Here is a 23,330-nt window from a genome sequence, read left to right as displayed (position 1 = left end):
GGAATAGATGCTCTTCGTGAGCTACTTAGATCCAAAAGTGTTATCATTCGTTGAATAATCGAGTCACGAACGCCAATGGAGCTAAGTTTTGAACCCATCAAATACATCCCCAATCTCGTGGACTCGAACACTCGCCGCATTTTCCAGCATCCTGCTGGGCATCGCCTATATGGTGTATGACAACGCCTTTACGGGCATGAGGATGCGTGCCGAGGATATACTCGCGCTTTTGTTTTTTGGCGCCGTCGTTGCCTCCCCTTTTGTTCTGCGCCTTCGCTTCATGGCGGCCCAAATCTTCGGCCGCGCAATCCTGATTCAAGGCGCACTATTTTGCACTCTGGCCCTGATTAACGCGATGTTCATGAAGGACCTCTCGGCCAAAATGACTTGGGAGATCGTCTTTGGTCTCTGCGTAGTGGTTTGGCCGCTAGCGGTGATTGGCAAGAGAGGGCTCGCAACCGATTCCAAGGTGTTCTCCCCGAACGCCTTTCGCACTACGCTCATCGCGTCCCTCCTCCTCGGGCTCGCCGATACCTGGGCGCTGGTCTTTTACTCAGCCATGATGGAGGAGGTGGGACCAATGCTTGCGAGCGCAGCAGTCATGAGTGTTGCGCTCTACGGCCTCTATCGCATGAAAGTCTGGGGTTTAGGACTTTGTGTGACCGCCAATGTGATTATCGCTGCCTTCGCGATCACTGGAGTCTTCGACCTACCCGACGTACTTGCCTACGGCTTAACCGCGACCGCGGTGATTCAATTGCTTCTCCCCGTACCGCTCATGGCAAGAGTTTTCCGAGGTTTGAGGCGCCAAGCATTGACGTCAGAATCCTAAGATACTGCCCTCCGTACTTTCAGAAAGTTTCAGTACCTAATTTCTCCTCAATATCCCAAATTCTGTCCAACACGGAAAAAAGGGAGGGCATTGAGCCCGCATATTACAAGGAGCAATGAAGATGGGATTTTTTGATAAAATTAAGAATTTTGTGGGTGGTCACGGGGTCACGGTACATATCACCGAGCTCGAAGGCGGAGCGCCAAAGAGTGTGAACTTCCAACTCTCACAGAGTGTTTTGAAGGGCACCTTTGAAGTCCACACCACTAACGACGTAGAAATTCTGAGCTACAACTACCGCATGACCGCTCACCTCGAAGACGAAGGCATGCCGCGGTCAGTCGTGGTGGCTGAGGGCGAGATCGAGGGCAAAGAAGCTAGCGCTGGCGAGGTTATCAAGCATTCGTTCGCGTTGGGCGGAATTGACCTAGCGGGCGCAATGGCAAGGCTCGACCTCGACGCCGACGCTCCTGTCATCGACCCTAGAGTGCTCATCGAGTTTGCCGTTACGGCGGACGTGAAGGGCACACCTATGGACGCTTCCGCTAAGGAAACCATCCTCGTCGTAGACGACGAGCCAGCTCAAGAGGCTGCACCAAGCCAGCCTGCCGCAGTTGAATCACGGCCGTGGGATTTCAAAGAAAGAATCGACGCCATGATGGCCGCTTTGGAGGCATGTGACTCCACTCTGGTGCGGGTTGCAGAGATTGGAGAACCGGTTTCGCAACAGGAAATCGACGAGGTTCACGCGAAGATTGGCTACGAATTGGACCCCAGATTCCTCGACTTCTTCCGCGCTGCCAATGGCATTCGGGTCATCTGGGTGACGAGCTACTTTGACCAGCACGACGACCCAATCGACCACTATCACGCACAAGTCGAGATGAACACGTGTGGTCGAATCAACGTGCCGCGTCTGAGTGAACTCTTTGAGCAACCTGGCTACCTTTTCGGTTGGGACTACTGCCAACCCAAAGAGCACACCCAGCCTTGCCTTGGAGGATGGGACGAGTTTGCGTTGCGCTCTGCGCTGAGAAACATCGATGATTTCGAGCAAACCAACAACGACTCGTCCTACCGGTTGCTCGGACTGGTTCAATCGGAGCGCTACCCAGATCCGCCCGTACTCTTGACGGATGATTATGCAGCCGCTCTTTCAGATGGACATCCGATGCTTGCACGTGATTACCTAGCCTTTGTGATCGCCACGCTTGGCCGCCCTCAAGAGCGCTACCAACGGCTCAGAAGCCGTGGGTTCAGCAAGAATCACGCGCTCTTTGTTCCCAATCCTGGTTGGCTTGACGTTGTCCCCGAACCCGCAAAGATTTTGGCCGTGATGCACGACCAAGTCTCTCTGGAGGAAAATCAGGCTGTTCACGCGATCTTGGAAGACGTTTCAACTCAGAATGGTGTGCCTGTTGAGAAGTCCGCTTATGCCTCGTACAACGAAACCCCAGCCGGACCTCCGCGCGTTGCGTCCACAGACCCTCTCGAAGGTATGCGCGTGGCCGACCCGGACCCAGATTGGGCAAACTACCTTCAGGGGCTAGACACCCAGCTCATCATGCCGCTCTACGACGAGAGCCACTACACCATCAAGGAGCCAGTCTCGAACGAGGCGGCGCTCGCACAACTCATTGGTCAGCCCGTCAAAGCAAAAACCCAATATGGGACCGAGATTGGCTGCTTGATTAAGGTAGAGAACGGTGCCGGCACCCTCTTCAACGCCGGGCAAGGGTATATGGGCACGAGTGGGTTCCAGATTGACGGATCCGAAATCGGCCGCGCCTGGTACTTGAGCTAGGGAAGCTCAAACACCTTCAGATTTTGTTCGGACCGAAAGGCCTCCAGAGTTCGCGACTGGCTCGTCAACACCATAATCTGGAGGTCTTTTGCTGCGTCAGAGAGTCTACCCACGACGACTTCGAGGTTCTGGTCGTCTAAAAGATCGAGAAGTGAGTCCACCACGAACACACCATGTTTTCCATGCCTGGTGTAGCCACGAGCGACTTCGAGACGGTAGAGCAACCTCGAGATCCAATCGTGTTGCGAAGGTCCGTGGTCCGCGGCATCCAACGCGCAAGACAGCAACTCTCTTGCTGTCTCAAGCACCAACAACTCCTCTCGGTACTCTTGCAATTCCGCACCCACAATCGCTTCACCAAACTTGAAGTAGGCGAGGTCAGAGCTGCGCCGGATTCGGTCAATCTTGGCATCGAGTTCGATCTTTTCGTAATCCAGCGCATTCATTTCCTCTTCAAGGGCAGCAGCGTCTGCCCTTAGAGCAACAAATTTCTCCAAGTGTTCAACCATGTCTCCGTCGGACTCGGCGATGCGCTCTACCACTCCGGCCAAAGCGCGCATGGTATCGTCCAGTTCCCAAGGTACCCTCGGCCCATCGATACCCCTCATGATGGCGTTCGTTTCGAGCTGGGGCAGAGTCTTGAGCTCTGCTTCAGCACGGTCAATGTGTCGACTTATCTTTTCCAGCTCCATCTCGAGGCATCCAATCACGCTCTCCGCGCGCGGACGACTAAGGGACGCACTCGCTTTTGCCAGCCGTTCAAAGGTGGCCTGAATTTGACCACTTTGATTGATAAACTCAGGGGCTAAGATTCCGGTGTGCTGGCTCTCCACGCTAAACTTCAGGTCGTTGAGGTAGACGTTTTTAAAAGTCTCGAGCCCGACCCAATCGACTCCCGAATCAAACTCAATGGTCGCGTCAGGGACGGCGTCTTTGGGCGGTATGTAATAGCAACGATACCCAAAGCAGACACGCTTGATGCACTCCACTAGCGTTGACTTCCCTGCTCCATTGGCCCCGACAACTACATTTAGACCCGCGCTCAGACCCTCCATCTCCAAATTCTGAAGCGCTCCAAAACTCTTCACTCTGATGTTTTTGATGTTCATTTTGCCTCCTTTAGAAGGCCGATAAGTCGCTCTTTCGCGCGTTCAACATATGCAGCCTTTGAGGCACGGCCGGGGTCCTCGATAAATAGCTCGGCACAGCGTGAGATTGCCTGGGCCAATGGATCTTCCAAGTCCTTGGCATCGAGAGGAGGCTTGATCTCGTTCCTGCACGCAACCCAGTGCACGACTGGATCCTCAGTTTGGCTGTTCAGAGCCTGTATCAAGTCTCGAATGGCGGTGCCTTCAAACTCATTCGCGAGTCGAGTTCGCCCTTCGAGGATAAGTCGCATGTAGACGTGTTTTCCGCTCTCTCTTGGTACCCTGGTGCCGGCCACTGAGACGAGCTGATCCAGACTCTCCAAATCCGAGCACGACACGTGAACGTCGCGAAAGTCCACCACGTCGATATCCTCACGCCGAACGTGGACAGATTTTGAATCATCGACTTCGACCACCACCGCCCCATGCGGCCCGGGTTCGTCAAAACCAAGCCTTCTGGAGCGCACATCTGGGCCCGCGACGTAATCAAACGCCGACTCTAGCCCCTTCAAATCTGCGCCATAGATGGGGCTCACCAACGCGATGTTCAGTGCGCCTTCTACCAGAGAAGGCCGGCATTCCGGGTCAAATAACGGGTGAATGACCACCCTCGAGTCTTCGGTCTCAAAGGCAAATACGTCTGTGGATCCCATGGGGATTTTGTGCGCCAGCTGAGGCAGTTGCCCAAAGTAGAATCCATGCACGGATTCCACCTCCTCTTTCCCAGGAAGGAAAACCGCGCGAATGCCTGCGGAATCGAGCCGTTTTAGCGCCTCAACAAAAAAGTGGGCACCTCGAAGGCCAAAATTCACGCCTTTGGTGATGTTCCCGGCTATGAGCACAAACTCGACGTGTTCAAAAATCGCCAGATTTACGAGCTTGTCCAGATACTGAATGCTGGCATTCCTCAGGCTTGGGGCCGCCTCGAATGGCAGGTAAGGCAATCCTTGGAAAGGGGAATCCAAAAAAAGTCCAGAAACGTGCAAAAACTTTAGGGTCATTCTTTCTCCTCGGTTTTAGGTCGAGCAGATAGTAGGCACGCCCTTGGCACGCTACGTGCCAAGTTCAATTTTTCACTGATATTTATCGGGGTGTGCTAAGGTATGGTGATGAAGAAACACACAATTTTGTTTTCGTGTTGGCCGGTGCTCTTGGCGAGTTTCTCGTTGTGGGGATGCAATAAGAGTCATCCAGTAGAACCGTACTCCCTCGCAAAGAACGAGAGCATCATTACTTTGAAGAGTGTGTCTCCCTCCAAGGCCATATTCCGCATCTCGCATTCAGGCTCCAAGGAGATAGATTGGAATCTGAACCTGAATGACTCAAACGGCGGCACTGGTTGGGGAGGAGAGCAGCTTTACGCCTTGGATGATGGAAGTTTTGTCTATTGTGGCATCGCATTTGACCCGGGAATTTTGCGCGCTTGTTGGACGATTCGCGGTTCAGTCGCAACACGCTTGAAGTCACCTGTTCTCGAGGAAAAGCCCACCCTACAAGATTGGTCGGGGCGCTCCATTGGATTTGGGAGTGACGGGTCGTGGTGGCTCTGGCGAGACGACGAGTTAACGTTTAGCAAGGCGCATGACGAGCCTGCTTTGCCCCTGACACTGCCGTTTTCTCCACCCTACAAACGCGTGGCGTACAGTGCGGCCACCAAACGTTTCGCAGTGGTGCACGGGGAAGGCCCTCAGAGCCAACTCGAAGTAGTTGGAGCGGATATGAAAAGCATTGATGCACACAAGCTTTCGAGCTCTTACGTTAGCCCTCTTTGGACCCAAGACGGAACAACGTTGGGATTTGTTGAGAATCACGAACTTTGGCTTTGGAAGCCGGGCTCCAAGGCTCTCAAGCTCACCGAGCGCACCAAAGGCCCCGATGGACGCGACGAAGAAATACGCATGGTAGGATTTTCTCCAGACGGTACTCAGGCCCTCGTGCGCTCCTCGAGATTTCAACCCATGGACCATAACCCCATGGCTGGAGTGTACAATCCAGTCTTCGAGAGCTTCGCGGTTGACGTCTCTTCTCGAACCTGGAAACGACTGCCTCAAACCGGTGACGTAGCGCTCTGGTTAAAAAAATAGAACTTTGTAGGGGGTCGGCACATAGCGTGCCAAACCGGTGCCTATACTCCATCTTGCGTGAACCCATAAGGGGTTCCGGTAGGAGGCGAGATGGAGATTCAAGTGAAGGTAGACAGGAACTGGGTGGCTATGAGTGGGAAGTGCCGGCGTTTTGCTGAGCTCAAACTTGTAGCCCCGAAATCAGAAAAGGAGTCCCCTCCTCTGAGCGTGGCTTTTGTGGTGGACGTGTCGTCATCGATGCGGGGCCGAAAGATCCAGCAAACGATTGAGGCCCTCAAACAAGCCATTTCGCATTTGAGACCATGCGATTGGTTCTCGATCACCGTCTTCAATCATCGTTCCAGCGTCTTGATGGAGTCCTTGAAAGCAACCGAAGAGCATGTGCGTTTTGCCAAAAAGCTCATCCAGACCATCGAAGCGCAAGGAAACACGAATATTAGCGCGGGTTGGTCGTCGGGCTTTCACACGCTGGTGGAAAAGGCCGAACAAAAGCTCGTCATCGTGCTCTCGGACGGCTTGACCAACGCCGGAATGGTTGAGCCCAGCCAGCTCGCAGACATGACTCGCCAGGGCATTCAAAAAGGGGTTCGTACCTCCACGTTCGGAATCGGCGAAGGGTTTGACGAGCAAGTCCTTGAGACCATGGCCCATGAAGGTGGCGGGAATTTCGTCTTCTTTGCAGACGAGTCACGAATTCCTGAAATCATGGAGAGTGAAATCAAGGAGTGCCTCGCGGCAAGCGTGATGAATGCGCGTGTTCAGGTTGTTGGACCTCCAGGGTATGACGGGAAAATCTCGTTCCTCGGGCGCTATAAATCGCACCGCACTCGGGAGTCGCTCGATGTGCATCTCGGCTCTTTGATAAGCAAACAAGAGCTCAAGCTCTACTTTGAGTTTGAGCTAGACGCGATTGCGCCCGATGACTCGAACCTCTTCTTTGTCAAAGTCTTCGGCGAAGACGCATTGCTCTCAGAAGCCGACGTGTCTTTTGTGGGAGTCAGTGAAGTACCCGAGCCACCGCTGCTCCACGAAGACGTGTTGGTGCGTTCCTACAAGGCCAAGCGAAACCTCGTGATTCTGGAGGCCACTCATTTGAACTCGCTCCATCTCTACGACGAGGCAAGGCGCGCCATTCGCGAGCTCGCCAGGGAGTGCCTTGAGGCATATACCGAAACACTCTCCGAGGGGCTTGGACGCGTTCACGAGAAGTTAATCCTGGATGCCTCACGATTTGGCCGCTCGATGAGCAGTGTGGAGCGAAAAACCTCGCATTCTCACGTGCTCTACGAGGCGCGCTCGCGAGGCTTGTTCAATCGAAGTTCAAGTTGACGGTCTGCACCAATTGTAAATCCAACTTACAATTGGTGCAAAACACCCTCAAAGCGTTCCACAATGGCCGATGCCGCTTCCATACTCCCATTCCCACTGGTCATAAGGTGATTGGTACCCTCGAGTTCTAAGAGGTCTCGAGGCTCATGGCTGGCCTCAAAGATCCTTTTGCCGTTGGCGGGGTCAACCAACGAATCGTCGGAAGACTGAATCACGAGAATCGGCACGGTCAACCTGCTCAAGGGATTAGAGAGTTCCGTGTTTTCGAGCGATTCGACGAACTCCCGCGTGATGATGAATGGGCGACCGGCGAGTTGAACTTGAGCTGAGCCTTGGGTTGAAATGGTGGGCAGGGCGCTGGAGAAATGCCTTTTGACCTCACCTGGGTCAAAAGGCGTGCCCATGGTCACGATGCCTCTCAAAGAAGGGACTTTCGGCGCCGCATGCACAAAGGCCGCTCCGCCTAAAGAATGGCCGATACCTAGTGTGGGCGCTTCAAACTCACGGTCCATAAACTCAGCCATATCCAGAATATCCTCGATATTGGTCTGAAACGTGGTGTCTTCAAATCGACCACCACTCTCGCCTAGCCCCGTGAAGTCGAATCGAACGACCGCAAGGCCGTCCTCAGTCAGAGTATGAGCGATCCTCCTCAAACTCTTGAGGTCCTTCGAGCAGGTAAAACAATGCGTAAAGAGCACCCAACCCGCAATCTCATCGGGCTCATCGACCACCGCGGAAAGCTCTACACCAACTCGATTGGAAACTTTGAGTTTAGTGGTTCTCATGGCCGCCTCTGAAGAGCTAGTGGGATCTGCATATCAACATCCAAACACCGCGGATGTCACGACTCAGTAACCGAGGGCTTACGGTAAAGCCATTCAATCCTAGCAGTTAAATAGAGGTATCGGACAAACTTTCCTATAATCATGAAGAAGAAGGCACCAACAACCATACCTATTGCCCAAGCAAGTGCCGAATACGCCGGCTCACTTCGCCTGTACTTCAGCTCTTGGATGAGTTCGACCCGGAAGTCGTAGTCGCTGCAGTCCAGAACGAGGAGCCAATCCCATCCATCACCGAACCGCGACCGTAGTGTGGGTATGGATTTGATCACTGCCTTGCGAGAAATTGGATTCGGGCCGGACGCCCCCGTGAGAACCTTTGCTGCCGTTCTGATTACGCGTTTTTCCTTCAAAGTTCCGTCCGCGACTTGTGAAAGCGTCTGTTTGCAGCGCCACGCACCAGTCGCCAAAATCGAGGCCTCACCTATTTCACTCCACACGTGTATGTCGTGTTGCACATCATCCCACCGATAGTAGCTCGCAACCTCGGCGAAGATACCCAGTGCTTCCATGGGATTAGGCTTTCCCGCGTCGAAACTCTTGGCAAGAGCAAGTTCAAGCATTCTTGCAAAGTCTATAGGAATGAGCTCCGGTGAGACTACGGCTTCACGAAACGCACCAACAGGATTCTCTGCTCTCAAGATAGACTCAGCCAGATCTTCAAAGTCATTTTGGGGTTCTTGGAGCGGCTCCGAGGTAGATTCGTAGATTTCAGGGGTTTCGAACCATTCAAGTGCCGCCTCATAGGCCCATCTCAACTCTTGAAACTTGTCAGCATCTTCTGATGCGCGATCTTCTTTGAGACGCTTCGCGTACGCTCTCTTAACCTCTTTTGAGTCTTGAGTTGGTGAGATGTCAAGGATTTGCCACGGACTCTTCATTCTCTAAACTCGAGTGCATTAAGACAATGTTGAAGCTCAAGCCGAAACTCACGAATTTCGTGAGGATCTTGCCCTTCAAGAATGAGTTCGAACTGGTCAATCAGCTTCCCTATCTGTTCTCGTTCGTAGCCCAGTCGTTGTTCGTAAATCCGATTTGCTCGGTTCAACATCGCAATATTCTCATCTTGATCGCGGGGATGAATTTTAAGCTTTTCCAACGACTTCAAGGCAGCCTCGATTTCTCGCTTCGACATTTGGCCTGAGTTGCGAGTAATGACGAGCCTCTTCTCGTCCCCGGTGTTTCTCACGGTGGCAATGACTTCTAGAATTCCATTCTCGTCGTAAGTAAACCTCACATCGACCAGGGTTTCCTCAGCGACATTTCCTCTGGGAAGCTGAACCTCAAATTCTCCCAACTTGATGTTATTCGAAACCTGACGCGCCTCTCCCTGATACACTCCAATACTCAGTACTCTTTGGTTGTCATGGATAGGCGAATATGTCTGCAATCTTGAGGCAGGAATCAGTGTGTTGCGCTCGATTATTGGACTCATGATTCCGTGGGCATAATCCCCCGGAGCAAGTTCTCTGGAGGACTCAATTCCCAAAGTGTACGGGCACACGTCGGTTAGAACGATGTCGTCGAGTTCCTCGGATCGCATCTTCAGTCCAGCCTGCACCGCGGCTCCTCTTGCAACGACCTCGTCAGGCTCAATGTGGCGCAAAGGAAGCTTCCCAAACATCTTTGCCACCAATCTTTGAATGGAAGTCATCCTCGTTGCGCCACCGACAAGCACAACCTCGTCTAGCGATTCAACCGCTATTCTCGCATCGCGAAGTGCCAATTCGACAGGGCGCCTTAGTCGCATAAGCAGTGGAGCGATTCTACTTTCGTACTCCGAAGGAGAAATCGAACACTGTATGAAACTATCATTCCTCTGAATCCCAAAACTAACCACTTGGTCACGATTCAGACAACGCTTTGCTTGTTCGGCAGCCTGCCTCAACTGCGCCTTCAACGTTGAACTCAACTCACCAACCTTAGTCTTCTCGTGCCAAATCGCCTCCAAAACATCCAAGAAGTCTTCGCCTCCAAGGTAGTTGTCTCCCGCAGAAGCTCGAACTTCCACAACCCCTTCGAAGAGCTCAATTACTGAAACATCGAATGTCCCTCCGCCCACGTCGAACACCAAGAAAGTGTTTTCCCTCTTGTCATCGTGTAAGCCGTAGGCGAGTGCCGCGGCGGTGGGTTCATTGATCAAGCGTTCCACCTTCAAACCAGCGATTTCTGCGGCCGCCCTTGTGGCATTTCGTTGAGTGTCGTTGAAATAGGCGGGCACGGAAATTACCGCCTCCGTCACTCGTCTGCCGAGGTAAATTTCGGCGTCTCGTACCAATGACTTTATCACCAGAGCCGAAAGCTCCTCGGGTCGAAACTTTTGTGAACCTAGTCTAAACGTTTGGGAAGTTCCCATGGACCGTTTGAACGCGGAAGCCGTGAGCTGGGGGTTGGTAACCAATCGGTCTGTAGCCGCAGCCCCAATCAACACTTCGCCTTCGTCGGAAATACCAACCACCGAGGGCGTGAGATTCTGTCCAAAAACGTTTGGAATCAGTGTTGTGGAACCTTTTTCAAATACGCCGATGAGTGAATTAGTCGTACCTAGGTCAATTCCAACAATCATGTAGGGCCCCGAAATAGCCGTGGTCTTTAAATCGTCTTAGGACGTCCGATTGTAGTGGTGATGACCAGTTGGTTCAAGACCCTCCGAATGTGTTCATTTTTCACGAGAACGAGCCATTTGTGATGACTTTTCACGAGAACGGGCCATTTGTGATGATTTTTCACGAGAATGGGCCATCTGTGATGACTTTTCACGAGAATGGGCCATTTGTGATGATTTTTCACGAAAAATGATAACTTCTCACATCGACCGTTGTCGAAGTGGCGCACGTGGAATCGATTTTCGCAGAAGTGTTTCCGGAAGCGTGAGGTCAACAGGGCCTGCCGGGTTGTTCTGCAGTACCCACTCCCAGTAGCGAATCCCGGCCTCGACCGCGCTCTTGCGCCCAACATCACGAAGGCGCAGGTGGTTGAGTTGGCGAACGGTACCGCGCACTACCGGAATGACATGTCTCAAACGCGAACGCTGAATGCCAAGCGCATCGGCCATCTTCTCACCAAGCAGCTCTCGGGCGAGTGTATGCCCCAGGGCAAGAGGAGGCGTGGCTCTGTCGTCCTCGGCCGCACTCGCGTTCAAAAAGGCCGCTGTGAGCCGTCTGGCGTCCTCGTCGGGGGCAGCCTGAGTCAGGTCGACAAACGCCATCAATCGCTCGGCTTCAAGACGTGTGGCAGGAAGGAGTTCCGGCTCAACACCGAGCAGATAGCCTACGTAGCGCCAGAGCATGATGTAGTCTTCGGCTTCTTCGGAGCTCGGCTTGAGGCCCAGGTGTTCGAGTCCTTCGAGTAGAACCAGTCCAAAGAGGAGAATCGTCGCCATCATGTCGTGTTGGTTGATCGGTGCGCCCCACTCGTCGTGCCACTCACCGTAATTCCGAATCATCTGACGCACTTTGGCGTGGATCAGACGGACTTTGAGTGCGGCGCTTATACCTGCACCACCGGGCCTGAGACTTCCGGGTTTGTTCACGTCGAACACGAATCTGGACGTCTCAGCAAGCCTGCGATTGACCGAACCCTCGAGCCTACCACTCAACACGAGAGGCTTGTTTCCAGCTGGCGCGGCGTAGCCCATGATGAGGGAGCGCGCGCCCAACACGATGCCGCCCACCACATGCGTGCTCAGGAAGAACTCCCCGCCATTGGCAATTCGGTCGAAGTCGACCCACGTAGGAACGGTGAACGTGTGTTCCAAGAGAGGTCCAAACTCCGGCGGCGCAGCATCAGGGTCGCGCACGGCTTTGTCCATCTCACAAAAGAGCCGCCCTCCTCGCCAATCAGCCGTCGCGTCGATGAGTTGGTCGGCCAAGGGGTCGGCTTCTCGAATCCAGTGGGCCATTCGCGGCGTTAGTTCCGGAAACTTCTGGAGCGCGGCTTCTAGATTTACCATCCTCGATGGGTACCCGATATTCATGCCGTAGAGATGCGTTTGCTGAACGCTTCGGTGCCTCTGGAAGTCAAATTTATCTCAGAAATTTGAGATTGGAGCCCCATCGGGACAGTACCTTGTCTCAGTTTTCTGAATCTCAAAACTAGCCAGCTAGCCCAAAAGAAGTAGACTTCGCGGGCTTACGGGAATCCGAGATGGTGGCCCCCGGATTGCAAACGATCCAGACGAACAAAAACGAATACCTGCAGGATGTAAGAAATGAAGAAATTATTGATGTTGGTTTTAGCTCTGAGCTTCGGATGTGGGGAGACGCCCATCGGGATGCCGGAAGAAGGATTTGAAGTCTTGCATGAACGAGCGTTGGAGGATGCAGCCCCAATCGCCGACATCAACGCACTTGTTGAAGGGAACACAGGTTTCGCGATCAATCTCTACAACCAGATGCCTTTGAACGAGAACATTGTTCTCTCCCCTTTCAGCGTCTCTCGGACATTCTCTTGGTTCCAAAATGGCGAGCGTTTGCAAGACGTGTTCGAGGGCCTATTTGGCTACCTCCCAGACTCAGACGCAACCAAGACGGCATTCAACTCGCTCGGCGTGAAGCTTATGGAGCGCGACGAATCAGAAGAGCGCATGTCGATCTTCGAGTCCCGCGATATCCAATGGCTGGACAAGAGCCGATACACCGACGAAGCGAGGCCCGACGGGTACGATAACGTCCACACATTCGACTTTGCAGGGGACCCAGAGTACGCCCGCGAAGTCATCAACACATGGATTGAAGAGCGCTCACGCGGCCTTCTTACGGACTTTTTGGACCCAGGCCTGATCAATCCAGATACGGTCTCCGTCACCACCAACACCATCTTCTTCGTAGGGAATTGGGTGCATGACTACGTGGAGCGCTCCATCAACTTCAGCGGCCGCAGAGGAACGAAGTCCGTCGCTGGCTTTGGAAACGAAACCGAGTACCAACACCACGTCGGCGAAGACTACACGATGGTTAGGATCCCCTACACCGGCGAGTATTCGATGGTCGCAGTGATGCCCGAGGACTTTGAGACATTCCGTTCATCGCTTAACTTCAGGGGTTTTCGTAGCATCTTGAGTACGAGTTCCAGGGGCCTCGTTCGACTCTCGATTCCAAACATCAAAACTGAAAGCCAGCCCGACCTCGTCAAAGCGATCGATACACTGCGAGAAAACGGTGGCTATAACACCACAGACACGATAACCGGCGAGTACATGGAGACCTACGTCCACAAGGTAGTTATCAATGCCGATAAAGACGGCACGACCGCCGCCGCCGCCACTGTTGTGATTGGCTATGATAATAATGCGCCGGAGCCGGTCGAGCCTCGAGTCATCAACTTCGACAAGCCTTTCATCTACTTCATCATCGACGACGCGACGAAATCGATCTTATTCGTCGGGCAGTTCGTCGAATAGCCCCTCAATTCGAGGGAGAGCGGCTTCCCAGGCTTTTTTGGCGTGAGCTTCAAAACTCTTGGGTGCAGTCGCGAACTCAGGCCCCATCGTGTACTTCCCGCCTTGTCCTTCCGCCAGCGTGTTGCCACGCAACGCGTACTTCTGGCCGTCTTCGAGCATAAAGAGCTTGAACGTTGTTGGACTGACATCGGAGACACAATCGCTGTTCCACGCAAATGTGGCTTCTCCAATACTGTCTCCGTCTACGTCAGAAACCGACCATTCACCCACAAAGCCGTCGAGCACCAGGTCGAACTCGCAGGACTCAATCACTTCCCTGAGGTCACGAACCTTGGTCCAGGAACCATCCGCATTGAAACGTGCATGAGTCACCAGAATGGCTCCGCCGGTCTTGCCGCGCAGTTCCTTGACCATCACAACTGCGTTCTGCCCCTGGAAGTCGGTCCAGGCAAATTTCTGTAAAACCTCGCCTTTGAGCGGGAAGGTACTCCAGTCGATCACGGTATCATCGTCGTTCCGAACAACCTCGGACGATGCCTTTGCGGGCGTCTTGGCTTCTTCATTGGCCACTACGTCTTCTTCCTGAGCCTCAGCATTGGCTACCTCTTCCGCCGGAGCAGGCGCGTCTTCAACCTTATCAGAGACGGTTTCAGCCTCATCTGCCACCTTCACCGCCTTATCGGATTCACAGGCACTCATTCCGAAAACCACCAAGAGTGTTAACGCTAAAGTTTCTCTTCTCATCTTCATCTCCATCCAATTGAAAAATTCGAGGCCCAAACATGCCTCGTGTCACCACTGACGTGCAAGACCCGAAAAAATTCGGTACGGGGTGTGCGCGGACCCGGCCACGGTGTACGCCGCCCCAATCCCTACGCGCCAAAGCGGCAACGGGTTCCACCCCAAGCTCTAGGGCTTCATTTTAGAATCTGAAAGCGGATTGGGTTCCAGAGATACCAAGCGTCTCAAAAAGTGGTGCACATTCTGGGTCGTCGGATCCAGCCATACATCCCACGGCTCCACCTGCATCCTGACTCAGGTCGGAGGATTTAAGCAGGTCTGCGATATCGAAGAGGATGGGGTCAGTATCAACCGGTCCATCGAGTCGGACCTCGGGGCGGTTCTTATTCGAGCACGAAATCTCCGAGCCCGGATCGCCAGTGCATGCGGTACTTCCGAGGTGCAAACGCCACCCATCAAGCTCTGAAGTAGATCCTTCTAGGCGAACGAACTTGTAGCCACCTTGCCAGCTCCACCACATGGATGTGAGATTCAGCGGAGACGGCATGATAGCGCTATCCGAGTGATTCAACGACTCCGGGATTCCGAGGTCAAAAACAACACCAGCGTATGAGGTGGCTGAGGTGGTTCCAACCGCTTGAAGGTTGGTTGGTTCGTTGCCATTAGTGCAATTCCCCGTACCGTCCTCAAAATCGAGCAGGACAACGTCTTCAAACTGCCAGACGCCGTCTTGTGCAAGCTCCAGGGGATGCTCCACACCGGCGTCATCAACGACCCTTATGTTCGAGATGTAGAGACGGTTGTCGGTGATGGTAAGAGAAGAGGCGTTCGTGCCAATGTTCTCGAAGACTTGGTCACACCCAAAGTCTTCATCGCCCACGACACTTTGGAAACTAATGGTTAAGGCTTTGGCGCTAGGGTTGGTCTCATCGTCTCCACAACCCACAACTAGGCCAACGGTAAGGACTGCTAATAACTTCTGAAATGACATCTTCGCTCGCTCCGATCTGGTCGTGAGAGTCTTAGCGAAGTCCTTGACAAGAATCCATGAGGCAAATTGTCGCAAGTAGACGAGCGATTATCAGAAAGTCTCACACGTCCCGGTGGTCGCCTCGTAGTAGGAGTTCTGACACAGACAGTAGTGACGTTCGGTAGGGCCGTTCATGCTGGCTTCTTCGAAGTTAGGCGTCTCAGTCCAAGCTCCGCCGCTGTTCTCGCATAGATTCTGTGCGGTATTGCTTTCAACGCAGCCACCTTCGCCAGTGATGAAGTATGAATCCGTTCCACAGAAGCAACCCCAATCGTACTCGGTCCCTCCCGTAGCCTCACACTCGCTCGCCGAAGGAAGCTCGCAACGCCCCGTCCAATCGCTTACAAACCGAATATCTGGACACTGACACTCGTGTGACGAGCCTGGAGTTGTGACGTCATATCCTGGAACTTCTTCCCATCCGCCGCCGCTATTTTCACAAATCGCTTCAGCTACGTAGTTATCTGTGCACCCGCCTGTGGACATGTAGAAAGTTTGGTCAGGCCCACAGTTGCAGCCCCAGTCGTGTGCGCTTCCGCCTGTATCTTGGCAAAGTGTGATCCAGTCCTTGCACATTCCATCGTTCGCATCCAACGCGGTCTCAGCCGGGCACTCGCAATCGAACTTCTGTGCGCCGGGCTCACCGCTCCAACCTTCGATTTCCGACCAGGTACCTTGGCCGACTCCGGTCTCACAAAGAGCTTGACCTTCGCTTGGCGTGGTGCAGCCGAGCGAAAGGTAGAAATTCCCGTCATCGGGGCATGCGCATCCAGCGTCGGCAAAGAGTCCACCCGTGGCGGTACAGATTTCGAGTGGGTCCTGACAACGGCCTTCGAACTCGTAGTAGCCGATGTCGCAACTCGCTCCATCTGCCTTTCCTTGAGGCGTGACACTTTCGGTTTCCGGTTCCGCGTCTCCACAACCTAAAGCAAAAGATGAAAAGATGGCCGAGATAAAGATAAGTTTTTTCATGGGAACTCTCCGGTTCGTGTCGAGATGTAGGGAAAGGTATCCACTTGACTTACCCCGCACAATACCGGCGTGGGAAGTTTCAGTTGGTTTCAGATCTTCAGGCAAAAATGCTTTTGGCTGCATATCTGAAACTTTCTGAAATTTCCATGCAAACCGTGCCAAGTATCATGTTGTCTTTTGACTCATGACCGCAAGGAGTTGTTCTAGCGTCTGAATCTCTGCAATCTCGCTTTCACTCAAGAGAAGGCCGAGCTCTTCTTCCATCATGCCGAACATTTCCATGAGCTCCACGGAGTCGATGTTCAGCTCCGAAAGAGGTTGTTCGAGCTCTTCTGGCGAGAACGTGCGGTTACCAACGTCAAGAGCCACCCGACTAAACACGCGATAGATTTCATCGTTCATTGCCCACCTGCCCGCCGGCGCATGCCAGCCTTAACTCGCGAATACGCCGACCCGGCCAAGTGGCGTGCGAGCACATTGATATCTGCTTGGGCCCCAAGGGTGCGCTTTCCCTCCGAGCCCAATTCGGACTTGAGGTAGGCGTCCTTAGTCCTGGAGCGTTGGAGCTTTCCAGACGACGTTTTCGGCAGCGTACCAGCTTCGAGGAAGACGATATTGCCCAAGCTCAAGCCGATCTCTTGCCTTACCTTGGTAATCACGGACTTTTTCAACTCCTCTTCATCTAAATTTGACCGCGTTTCCGCCACCACAACCAAGCTTTCCGAGTTTTCGGCCAATACACTGAAGGCCACGACATTGCCCTTTCGCACCCCATCTACCTCTTGCACGACCCACTCGATGGACTGGGGGTCGTAGTTTCGACCGTTAATGATGATGGTGTCCTTCTTCCTGCCCGTGAGAAAGAGCTCGCCGCCCACCAGGTACCCCATGTCCCCCGTTCTTAAGCCTGCCGGCGTAAACGCCTCCGCAGACGCAAGCGGGTCTTCGAAGTATCCGGCAGCAATGCTCGGCCCTTTGACAAGCACTTCGCCAACCAAACGGTCGGCCAGTGGTCTACCTTCTTCGTCTATGACCTGAATCTCAAAACCCTCATAGGTGAAGCCCACGCTGACATAGCGCAGCGATTCGGCCTCCATGGATGGAAGCGCCCTCCCCTCGTTGAGATAGGTATCGCGGTCCACAGAATCAACCTTTAGCGGCTCGCGCAACGGTGAGTACGATACTCCAAGTACGTTCTCGGCGAGCCCATACACAGAAACCATGCTCTCTGGCCTCAACCCGCACGCTTCAAAATTCGCGAGGAAGGAATCGATCGTGTCCGGATGGGTTGGCTCAGCGCCGCAGCCGAGCATTCGAACCCGACTGAGATCGAGGCCGTCGCGCACATCCGCTGGTGTGCGACGCGTTGCGAGCGCAAATGCAAAATTCGGTGCACAGGAAATCGTGGCCTGATGGTCGTGCATCGCTTGCATCCAAAGTGATGGACGCCGCACGAAGAGCGCTGTCGGAATGATGACCGTCGGCAAACCATACCAGCACGTGGCCAAAACAAAGCCGATTAGGCCAAGGTCATGAAAGAGTGGAAGCCAGCTCAGCGCCTTGTCCCCGGGACCTATTTCATAGGCCCTCATGAACGCGTCCATATTGGCGAGCAGGGCTCGGTGCGTGATTACGACACCCTTGGGAGCGGATGTGGAACCTGATGTAAATTGCAAGAATGCAATTTCATCGAGTTCTACTGCGGGTAGCACGAAGTTCTCAGTCCTCGACGGTTTCGCCAGATCTCGATACTCAATGACTCGCTCCAATGAGTCTACACGGTCCACGAGACTCCAGAGAACTCGTTGCATCTTGGAATCCGTGACGAGCAACGACGCACGCGATTTCTGAAGGATCGCGGCCGCGTTTTGGATGTAAGCGTCGAGCTTCCCGAGTGAAAACGGTGGGTACATCGGAACTGGTACGGCACGTACCGCAAGCACCCCGAGAAACGAGATGACAAACTCCTCGGGATTGGGAATGACGATTCCGACCCTTTCCCCCGGTTTGAGCCCCTTGTTCAGCAGGTTTTGAGCGGAATCGACCACCCGAGCATAGATTTCAGCGAAACTGACGAGCTTTTGGCTCAAATCGTCCGCGTAGAAGACAATCCCCTCAGAGTGCTCGTCTTTTAGTGCTCCCAAGGCCTCTACAATCGTCGGTCCGTTGGCATTTCGATCAGGATATAAAAACATGCAGGTCACGCTCAAGAATTTGCAATTCCTTGAGCTACGTACGCCCCCCAAAATAACAACTCAACCAGACTTTTAGAGCCTATGACCTAGATCACACACGCGTTCCCGGTGAACCTATCTATCTGACGGTGCCTTTCGGGAAGCCATCACAAAGTAGCCTCTAATGCGGTACGCAACGTTTCGTACCGCATTAGCGCTTCATCGCGGCCCATGCCTCTACAATTCTACATGCTGCCTGGTCCACGATCTCTTCGGTCGTTCCCTGACCTAGAGTTAATCTCACGGTTCCCAGCGCCTCATCCATCGAAACCCCCATCTTCAAGATTACGGCTGAGGCTTTATCCTCGCCTTTATGACAAGCCGCTCCTGTAGAAGCAGCTATATCCGCCCGAGTCAGAACCTCAGCCCCCCTTACGCCTGGAAAACGAATGCTCAAAGTATTAGGGAGTCGATCGTCAGGGTGGCCGTTGAGTTCCAGTCCCGGAATCTGGGCTTTCAGTTTTCTATGAAGTCTGTCTCTAAGATCAGTCAATCTTGCCGCCTTGGCTTTAAGTTCGTGCACCGCAAGTTCTGCGGCCCTTCCAAGGCCCACAATTGAAGCCACGTTCTCGGTTCCTGGCCGCAGTCCTCGCTCATGTCCTGCCCCACGCGTAAAGGGCTCAATCGGGGTCCCGGTTCGAACGTAGAGAGCACCTATGCCTTTGGGCGCATAGAGTTTGTGGCCTGCAATGGAGAGGAGGTCCACGCCGAGTTGATTGACGTCAATCGGCACCTTGCCCAGAGACTGAGAGGCATCAGTATGTACGGGCACCTTATGGCGAGTCGCAAGCTCAACCAACTCGCGCACGGGCTGCAAAGTCCCGGTCTCGTTGTTCGAGTGCATGATGGTAATCAACGCCACGTCAGAAAGGTCCAGATCAGGCGGTACAATGGCCCTTCCGAAGTGGTCCACCTCTAGCCGAGTAATCTGGTAACCGCGCCTTTCGAGCAGCCGACACGGCTCTTCCGTTGCCGGATGTTCTACATCTGATGTCACAACCGACTGAAGGTCTGGTCGCGCTGCACAAACCCCCATGATCGCGAGGTTATTGGACTCGGTGCCTCCGGACGTGAAGTAGATCTCGCTTGGTAGAGCACCTATGGATTCGGCAACCTGGGCTCGCGCCAATTCAACCGCTTCGGCCGCCTTTATGCCATAGGCGTGGGAGCTTGAAGGATTCCCCCAGAAGTCACGCAGGTATGGAATCATTGCGTCCACAACCTCAGGATGGACGGGAGTCGTGGCGTTGTAGTCCAGGTAGATAATTTCGTTCTTGTCCATACTTGGACTCCTTTTAAGTTAAATCTTTAGTATAATCGAACCATGCATTCGTCCCCCCGCAGAGGGCCTTAGAATCTATGAATCCGGCATCTCGAAGTAGTTGCGCAGCACGTTCCGATCTTCCTCCACCTTTTCCACACGCAGTGACCACCAAACCGTGATATTGCACCTCCATGATTCGTTCCTGAAGTTGGTCCACGGGAATGTTGATCGCACCTTCAATATGGCCGGATTCAAACTCCTCGGGGTCACGCACATCGATCACCAATGCGCCGGAATCTAGTTCAGATGGTTCGATGCAGGTCTTAGCAGGTAGTGACTTCCGCAGGGTCTCGCGCATCCTCAAAGCGACAACCACGCCCGAAGCGAAGGTCAGGACGGCGATAGTGTAGGTTGCTGCAGAGAGGCCAAAGGCATCTGCAACGACGCCCGCAAGAATAGCTCCGAAGGCGTAGCCCATGTCTCGCCAGAGCCTGTAGACCCCAACCGAGGAGGCTCGCCAACTCGGGTGAGCTACGTCCCCAATCGCAGCCAATAGAGTTGGGTAGACCATCGCCGTTCCGAGGCCGAGGAGGACTCCTCCGAGCGCAAACACCGCGAAAGAGCTACCCGCTCCGATTGCCACGATGCCGATGGCCTGGGTCCACATGCCACCCACGATAAGCCATTTGCGGCCTACTTTATCCGACCATGCGCCCGTGAAGAGTTGGCCCAGACCCCAAACGGCCGGATATATCGCAGCCAGCGTTCCTATCTGAGCGAGCGACATGCTCGCCGCGGCAAACACGAGCGGGAAGAGCCCCCACGCCATGCCGTCGTTGAGGTTGTTCACCAGACCTGCCTGCGACACACTTGAGAGGTCTTTGTCCTTAAAGCTCGTGCGAATGATCACTTCTTTGGCAGAGAGTTCGTCGGACCCGTCCGCGTTGGCCCCATGGAGTTTGGATTCGTGTGCTACGTGTCCTTTAGTTTCTCGGACCGCGAAGATTGAGAGCAAGGTACCCAGCAAAACGAAACCTATTCCGAGATAGAACGGCTGCGGCCGCAAGCCGACTTCCGATGCAATCCAGCCAGTCGCGAGCGCGGAGATGGCCACGGCAAAGTAGCCAGCGAACTCGTTCAGCCCCATGGCCAGTCCGCGGTTCTTGGGCCCGGCGAGGTCGATCTTCATGATGACGGTGGTGGACCAGGTCAAGCCCTGTGAGACGCCGAGGAAGACGTTGGCGATGAGGATCCACGTCCAAGACGGGGCCCACATCAAGAGGAAGGGCACCGGTGCTGCCACGAGCCAACCCGCGATGAGCACGGACTTTCTCCCAAATTTGTCTGAGAATCGTCCTGCGAAATAGTTGGTCAGTGCCTTTGTCACGCCAAAGACCACGATGAATGAGAGAATGGCCGTACGAGCGACCATCTCAAATTCGTCTTCAGCGATAGCTGGCAGAATGGACCGCTCCATCCCAACCATGGCGCCAACGAACGCGTTAACCAATACGAGCAAGGAGAATTGCGCCCAATTCTCTTTCAGACCAAGTTTCACTTCACTCATAGCTCTCCCCTTTCCTTATGCTCTTGATAGTCGGTGAATGAGACTTCAGTGCGCTGAGCATCCCAGCCGAGCTCGCGAAGTCGTCGGGCCGCATCGGCTGAAAGCGCACAATACGGGCCTCGGCAGTACGCCACGACCTTCTGCGTTTTGGGAATCTCTGAAAGCCGCTCTTCGAGCTGATTCAGAGGGATCGAAAGCGCACCGGGCAAATGCCCTGCCGCATATTCAAACTCCGGCCGTACGTCGACCAACACAATATCTTCTGCTTCGAGGCGTTTAAGCAATGTTTCGAGGTCGATTGACTCGAGGCCGTCGCGCCCGTCGAAGAAGTCTTGTTTTAGCTTCTGCAATTCGGCCAGGTGCCCCTCACCTACTCTTGCGAGTTGCCCCACAAGCCGCGCCACGTCCACGCCTGTGAGCTCGTAGGTGATATAGAGACCGTCTCGTGTCCCTTTGACAAGGCGAGCTCTCTTGAGCACCTGGAGGTGGTGTGACGTGTTTGCGAGCGATTGCTCGACTTCAGTAGCAAGGACCTCAACAGTTCGGGGCGCCTGCGCAAGGAGCTCCAAGATTTCTAATCTGGCAGGGCTCGAAAGGGCTTTTCCGACCTCGGCCAGATGTTGGTACGCCTCGTTTTTAAAGTCTCTGGTGTTCATTTGATTGTGCTCCTTCGTCCTTGGACTGAAGTATGAGCACATCAAACCAATAGTCAAATGATCATTTGATTATTGGGCAAAACACGGATTGGCGTTCACGATTTTGATGATGCGGCTTGTACGTGGGTGTTCTCCAACTCTCTAGGCGCGCGTAAGAGATGGCGAATTGGTGGGATACCACACGTTGACCCCTTCATTGTAAACCGGTGTCTAGAAAATCAGGACCACTCCAGATCCGTGTGATCCGACTATTTGGGGCGGCAACCAAAAATGAGTCGTCGCCGACCGATGTAAATTGTTTGCGCCATGAGCAGTAACCACCCCGATGCGCCTCGTCTGCCGAAATCACAGTGCTGCCGTCAAATCAAGAGCTTTATTGAGCGGATCGCCTCTGCTTTCGGAGCGTGAAAACTTTATCCAAGATGGCTTTCCATGATCCCAATCAATCGCTGCTTCGAATCAACCTCACCTTCCGCGACAACTACAAAATCCGTAGCCTTCGGACCGGACGGTATCTCACACGCAAAATAGTAGCCACCGTCCACGATTCCCACATAGACGAGGTGTCTTGGCTCACGCTGGTGAGCAATCCCGAAGGCCTCAGTATCAGCCTTCCAGTGATCCAAAAGAACCCACCCGCGTGAGTCAAGGTCGAAAGAATTGACCAATAGAATTAGCTCTTCGGATTTCCCGTCCATCGATGTGGTCAACGTCCAAGGATCGCTTTCGCAACGCGCGTGGTCAACGCCCACCGCGGATCAAGATCGAGACAAGACGCCACGCTCTTCAAAAACAAAGTCACGTCGGCTAAGAAGGCCTCGACTTGCGACTCCACGTACTCTTGCGTCACGCCCCTGACACTTGCACATACCAGTTCACTAATCAGATTGTGAATTCCCTTCACTAGGACCGGGGCCAATGGAAGCCTAGCAAGCAGTGCCGCAGTAGCCGGGAGGAGGATCAAATCTTCCGCATCATCAATTGTCAGATCTCCATTTCGCAAAGCAACCAAAACTCCTGAAGACACGACCGCGACTAGAAGTGCTGCCAAAACATCAATCACACGCGCAAGAGGTCTAAACTCGACGAACACCGAGTCTTCGCCAGTATCTACTCGAACACCGTAAACATCCGTTACAACCGTTGCATTGCCTTCGAAACCTGGTTGAGTCGGAGGTATCATTGGGTCGGATGTAAGAATGGCACAGATTGACAAAACACTTTCTCGCGCAGCAAAAAACATCGTTTCGAGTCCCTCCTCCCAACTTGGAGCTTCGGAATTCGCCAAGGCTAAAAGAGGCCCGCGTAGTAGGTAGCGATCTTGGGAGCCTTCGAATTTGTATCGGACTAGGAGACGAGGATCAATTTCGACGTCGGGAAAAAGTTCCTGCATTCCAATAATCCAATACCGTACCAAAGGGTT

General features: G+C 53.7%; 21 protein-coding genes and 1 pseudogene. 5 read left to right on the top strand and 17 right to left on the bottom strand.

The annotated features are described in order from the left end of the window. Positions 1–88 precede the first annotated feature (88 nt). Positions 89–832: a hypothetical protein gene (locus tag FRD01_RS22175; protein ID WP_146963124.1), complete on the top strand. Its 744-nt coding sequence runs from the start codon at positions 89–91 to the stop codon at positions 830–832. A 121-nt stretch (positions 833–953) separates the two neighbouring features. Beyond that, positions 954–2,636 carry an SMI1/KNR4 family protein gene (locus FRD01_RS22170; protein WP_146963123.1) on the top strand — a complete coding sequence of 561 codons (1,683 nt, stop codon included), beginning with the start codon at positions 954–956 and terminating at the stop codon, positions 2,634–2,636. Here FRD01_RS22170 and FRD01_RS22165 read toward each other — a convergent pair. Then, a complete protein-coding gene (locus tag FRD01_RS22165; protein ID WP_146963122.1) occupies positions 2,633–3,745 on the bottom strand; it encodes an AAA family ATPase in 1,113 nt (370 codons plus the stop codon). The genes FRD01_RS22170 and FRD01_RS22165 overlap by 4 nt on opposite strands. Beyond that, on the bottom strand, positions 3,742–4,785 hold the full coding sequence (locus FRD01_RS22160) for a metallophosphoesterase family protein (RefSeq protein ID WP_146963121.1): 1,044 nt from the start codon (positions 4,783–4,785) through the stop codon (positions 3,742–3,744). Before FRD01_RS22160 ends, FRD01_RS22165 begins: the two co-directional genes overlap by 4 nt. A gap of 108 nt (positions 4,786–4,893) precedes the next feature. Between FRD01_RS22160 and FRD01_RS22155 the strand changes: the two genes are divergently transcribed. Together FRD01_RS22155 and FRD01_RS22150 are read left to right on the top strand one after the other, a co-directional pair. Continuing rightward, a complete protein-coding gene (locus FRD01_RS22155; RefSeq protein WP_146963120.1) occupies positions 4,894–5,868 on the top strand; it encodes a hypothetical protein in 975 nt (324 codons plus the stop codon). A gap of 90 nt (positions 5,869–5,958) precedes the next feature. Further along, positions 5,959–7,197, top strand: a complete 1,239-nt coding sequence (locus FRD01_RS22150; protein ID WP_146963119.1) for a vWA domain-containing protein — start codon at positions 5,959–5,961, stop codon at positions 7,195–7,197. A 26-nt stretch (positions 7,198–7,223) separates the two neighbouring features. Here FRD01_RS22150 and FRD01_RS22145 read toward each other — a convergent pair whose 3' ends face one another. The 4 genes from FRD01_RS22145 to FRD01_RS22130 all read right to left on the bottom strand — a co-directional run bounded on the left by FRD01_RS22145 (position 7,224) and on the right by FRD01_RS22130 (position 11,994). Then, a complete protein-coding gene (locus FRD01_RS22145) occupies positions 7,224–7,985 on the bottom strand; it encodes an alpha/beta hydrolase (RefSeq protein WP_146963118.1) in 762 nt (253 codons plus the stop codon). Between the two features lie 56 nt (positions 7,986–8,041). Further along, entirely contained in the window at positions 8,042–8,923 is an 882-nt protein-coding gene (locus tag FRD01_RS22140; protein ID WP_146963117.1) for a J domain-containing protein, read from the bottom strand. After that, positions 8,920–10,608: an Hsp70 family protein gene (locus FRD01_RS22135; RefSeq protein ID WP_146963116.1), complete on the bottom strand. Its 1,689-nt coding sequence runs from the start codon at positions 10,606–10,608 to the stop codon at positions 8,920–8,922. The genes FRD01_RS22140 and FRD01_RS22135 overlap by 4 nt, the downstream gene beginning before the upstream one ends. Before the next feature lie 240 nt (positions 10,609–10,848). Beyond that, on the bottom strand, positions 10,849–11,994 hold the full coding sequence (locus FRD01_RS22130; protein WP_249755831.1) for an oxygenase MpaB family protein: 1,146 nt from the start codon (positions 11,992–11,994) through the stop codon (positions 10,849–10,851). A 258-nt stretch (positions 11,995–12,252) separates the two neighbouring features. Between FRD01_RS22130 and FRD01_RS22125 the strand changes: the two genes are divergently transcribed. After that, positions 12,253–13,443 (top strand): serpin family protein, encoded by a 1,191-nt coding sequence (locus FRD01_RS22125; protein WP_146963114.1) that lies wholly within the window; start codon positions 12,253–12,255, stop codon positions 13,441–13,443. On the opposite strand, the gene FRD01_RS22120 is transcribed toward FRD01_RS22125, so the two are convergent. The 11 genes and pseudogenes from FRD01_RS22120 to FRD01_RS22075 form a co-directional block, all read right to left on the bottom strand. Beyond that, positions 13,417–14,187, bottom strand: coding sequence for a M949_RS01915 family surface polysaccharide biosynthesis protein (locus FRD01_RS22120; protein WP_146963113.1), 771 nt, complete (start codon positions 14,185–14,187; stop codon positions 13,417–13,419). The genes FRD01_RS22125 and FRD01_RS22120 overlap by 27 nt on opposite strands. Before the next feature lie 178 nt (positions 14,188–14,365). Then, positions 14,366–15,175, bottom strand: coding sequence for an MbnP family copper-binding protein (locus tag FRD01_RS22115; protein WP_146963112.1), 810 nt, complete (start codon positions 15,173–15,175; stop codon positions 14,366–14,368). A 90-nt stretch (positions 15,176–15,265) separates the two neighbouring features. After that, a complete protein-coding gene (locus FRD01_RS22110) occupies positions 15,266–16,186 on the bottom strand; it encodes a hypothetical protein (protein ID WP_146963111.1) in 921 nt (306 codons plus the stop codon). A 165-nt stretch (positions 16,187–16,351) separates the two neighbouring features. Continuing rightward, complete coding sequence (locus FRD01_RS22105; RefSeq protein WP_146963110.1) at positions 16,352–16,588, bottom strand: phosphopantetheine-binding protein; 237 nt, start codon at positions 16,586–16,588, stop codon at positions 16,352–16,354. Then, on the bottom strand, positions 16,585–18,381 hold the full coding sequence (locus tag FRD01_RS22100) for a fatty acyl-AMP ligase (RefSeq protein ID WP_146963109.1): 1,797 nt from the start codon (positions 18,379–18,381) through the stop codon (positions 16,585–16,587). The genes FRD01_RS22105 and FRD01_RS22100 overlap by 4 nt, the downstream gene beginning before the upstream one ends. A 190-nt stretch (positions 18,382–18,571) precedes the next feature. Continuing rightward, a complete protein-coding gene (locus FRD01_RS22095) occupies positions 18,572–19,702 on the bottom strand; it encodes a cysteine desulfurase family protein (RefSeq protein WP_146963108.1) in 1,131 nt (376 codons plus the stop codon). A gap of 13 nt (positions 19,703–19,715) precedes the next feature. Further along, positions 19,716–20,042, bottom strand: a complete 327-nt coding sequence (locus FRD01_RS24940; RefSeq protein ID WP_347341869.1) for a rhodanese-like domain-containing protein — start codon at positions 20,040–20,042, stop codon at positions 19,716–19,718. After that, a pseudogene (locus tag FRD01_RS22090) lies at positions 20,031–21,251 on the bottom strand (MFS transporter); the annotation flags it as partial. The pseudogene FRD01_RS22090 and the gene FRD01_RS24940, both read right to left, overlap by 12 nt. Further along, positions 21,248–21,907: an ArsR/SmtB family transcription factor gene (locus FRD01_RS22085; protein WP_146963106.1), complete on the bottom strand. Its 660-nt coding sequence runs from the start codon at positions 21,905–21,907 to the stop codon at positions 21,248–21,250. The pseudogene FRD01_RS22090 and the gene FRD01_RS22085, both read right to left, overlap by 4 nt. Before the next feature lie 413 nt (positions 21,908–22,320). Next, positions 22,321–22,533, bottom strand: coding sequence for a hypothetical protein (locus FRD01_RS22080; RefSeq protein WP_146963105.1), 213 nt, complete (start codon positions 22,531–22,533; stop codon positions 22,321–22,323). 80 nt (positions 22,534–22,613) lie between these two features. Then, positions 22,614–23,150 (bottom strand): hypothetical protein, encoded by a 537-nt coding sequence (locus tag FRD01_RS22075; protein WP_146963104.1) that lies wholly within the window; start codon positions 23,148–23,150, stop codon positions 22,614–22,616. Between the last annotated feature and the right edge of the window lie 180 nt (positions 23,151–23,330).

The organism is Microvenator marinus (genome assembly GCF_007993755.1).
Classification (GTDB): Bacteria; Myxococcota_A; Bradymonadia; order Bradymonadales; family Bradymonadaceae; genus Allomicrovenator; species Allomicrovenator marinus.
Note: the sequence above shows the minus strand (reverse complement) of the source record. Positions and strands in the feature narration are given on the sequence as shown.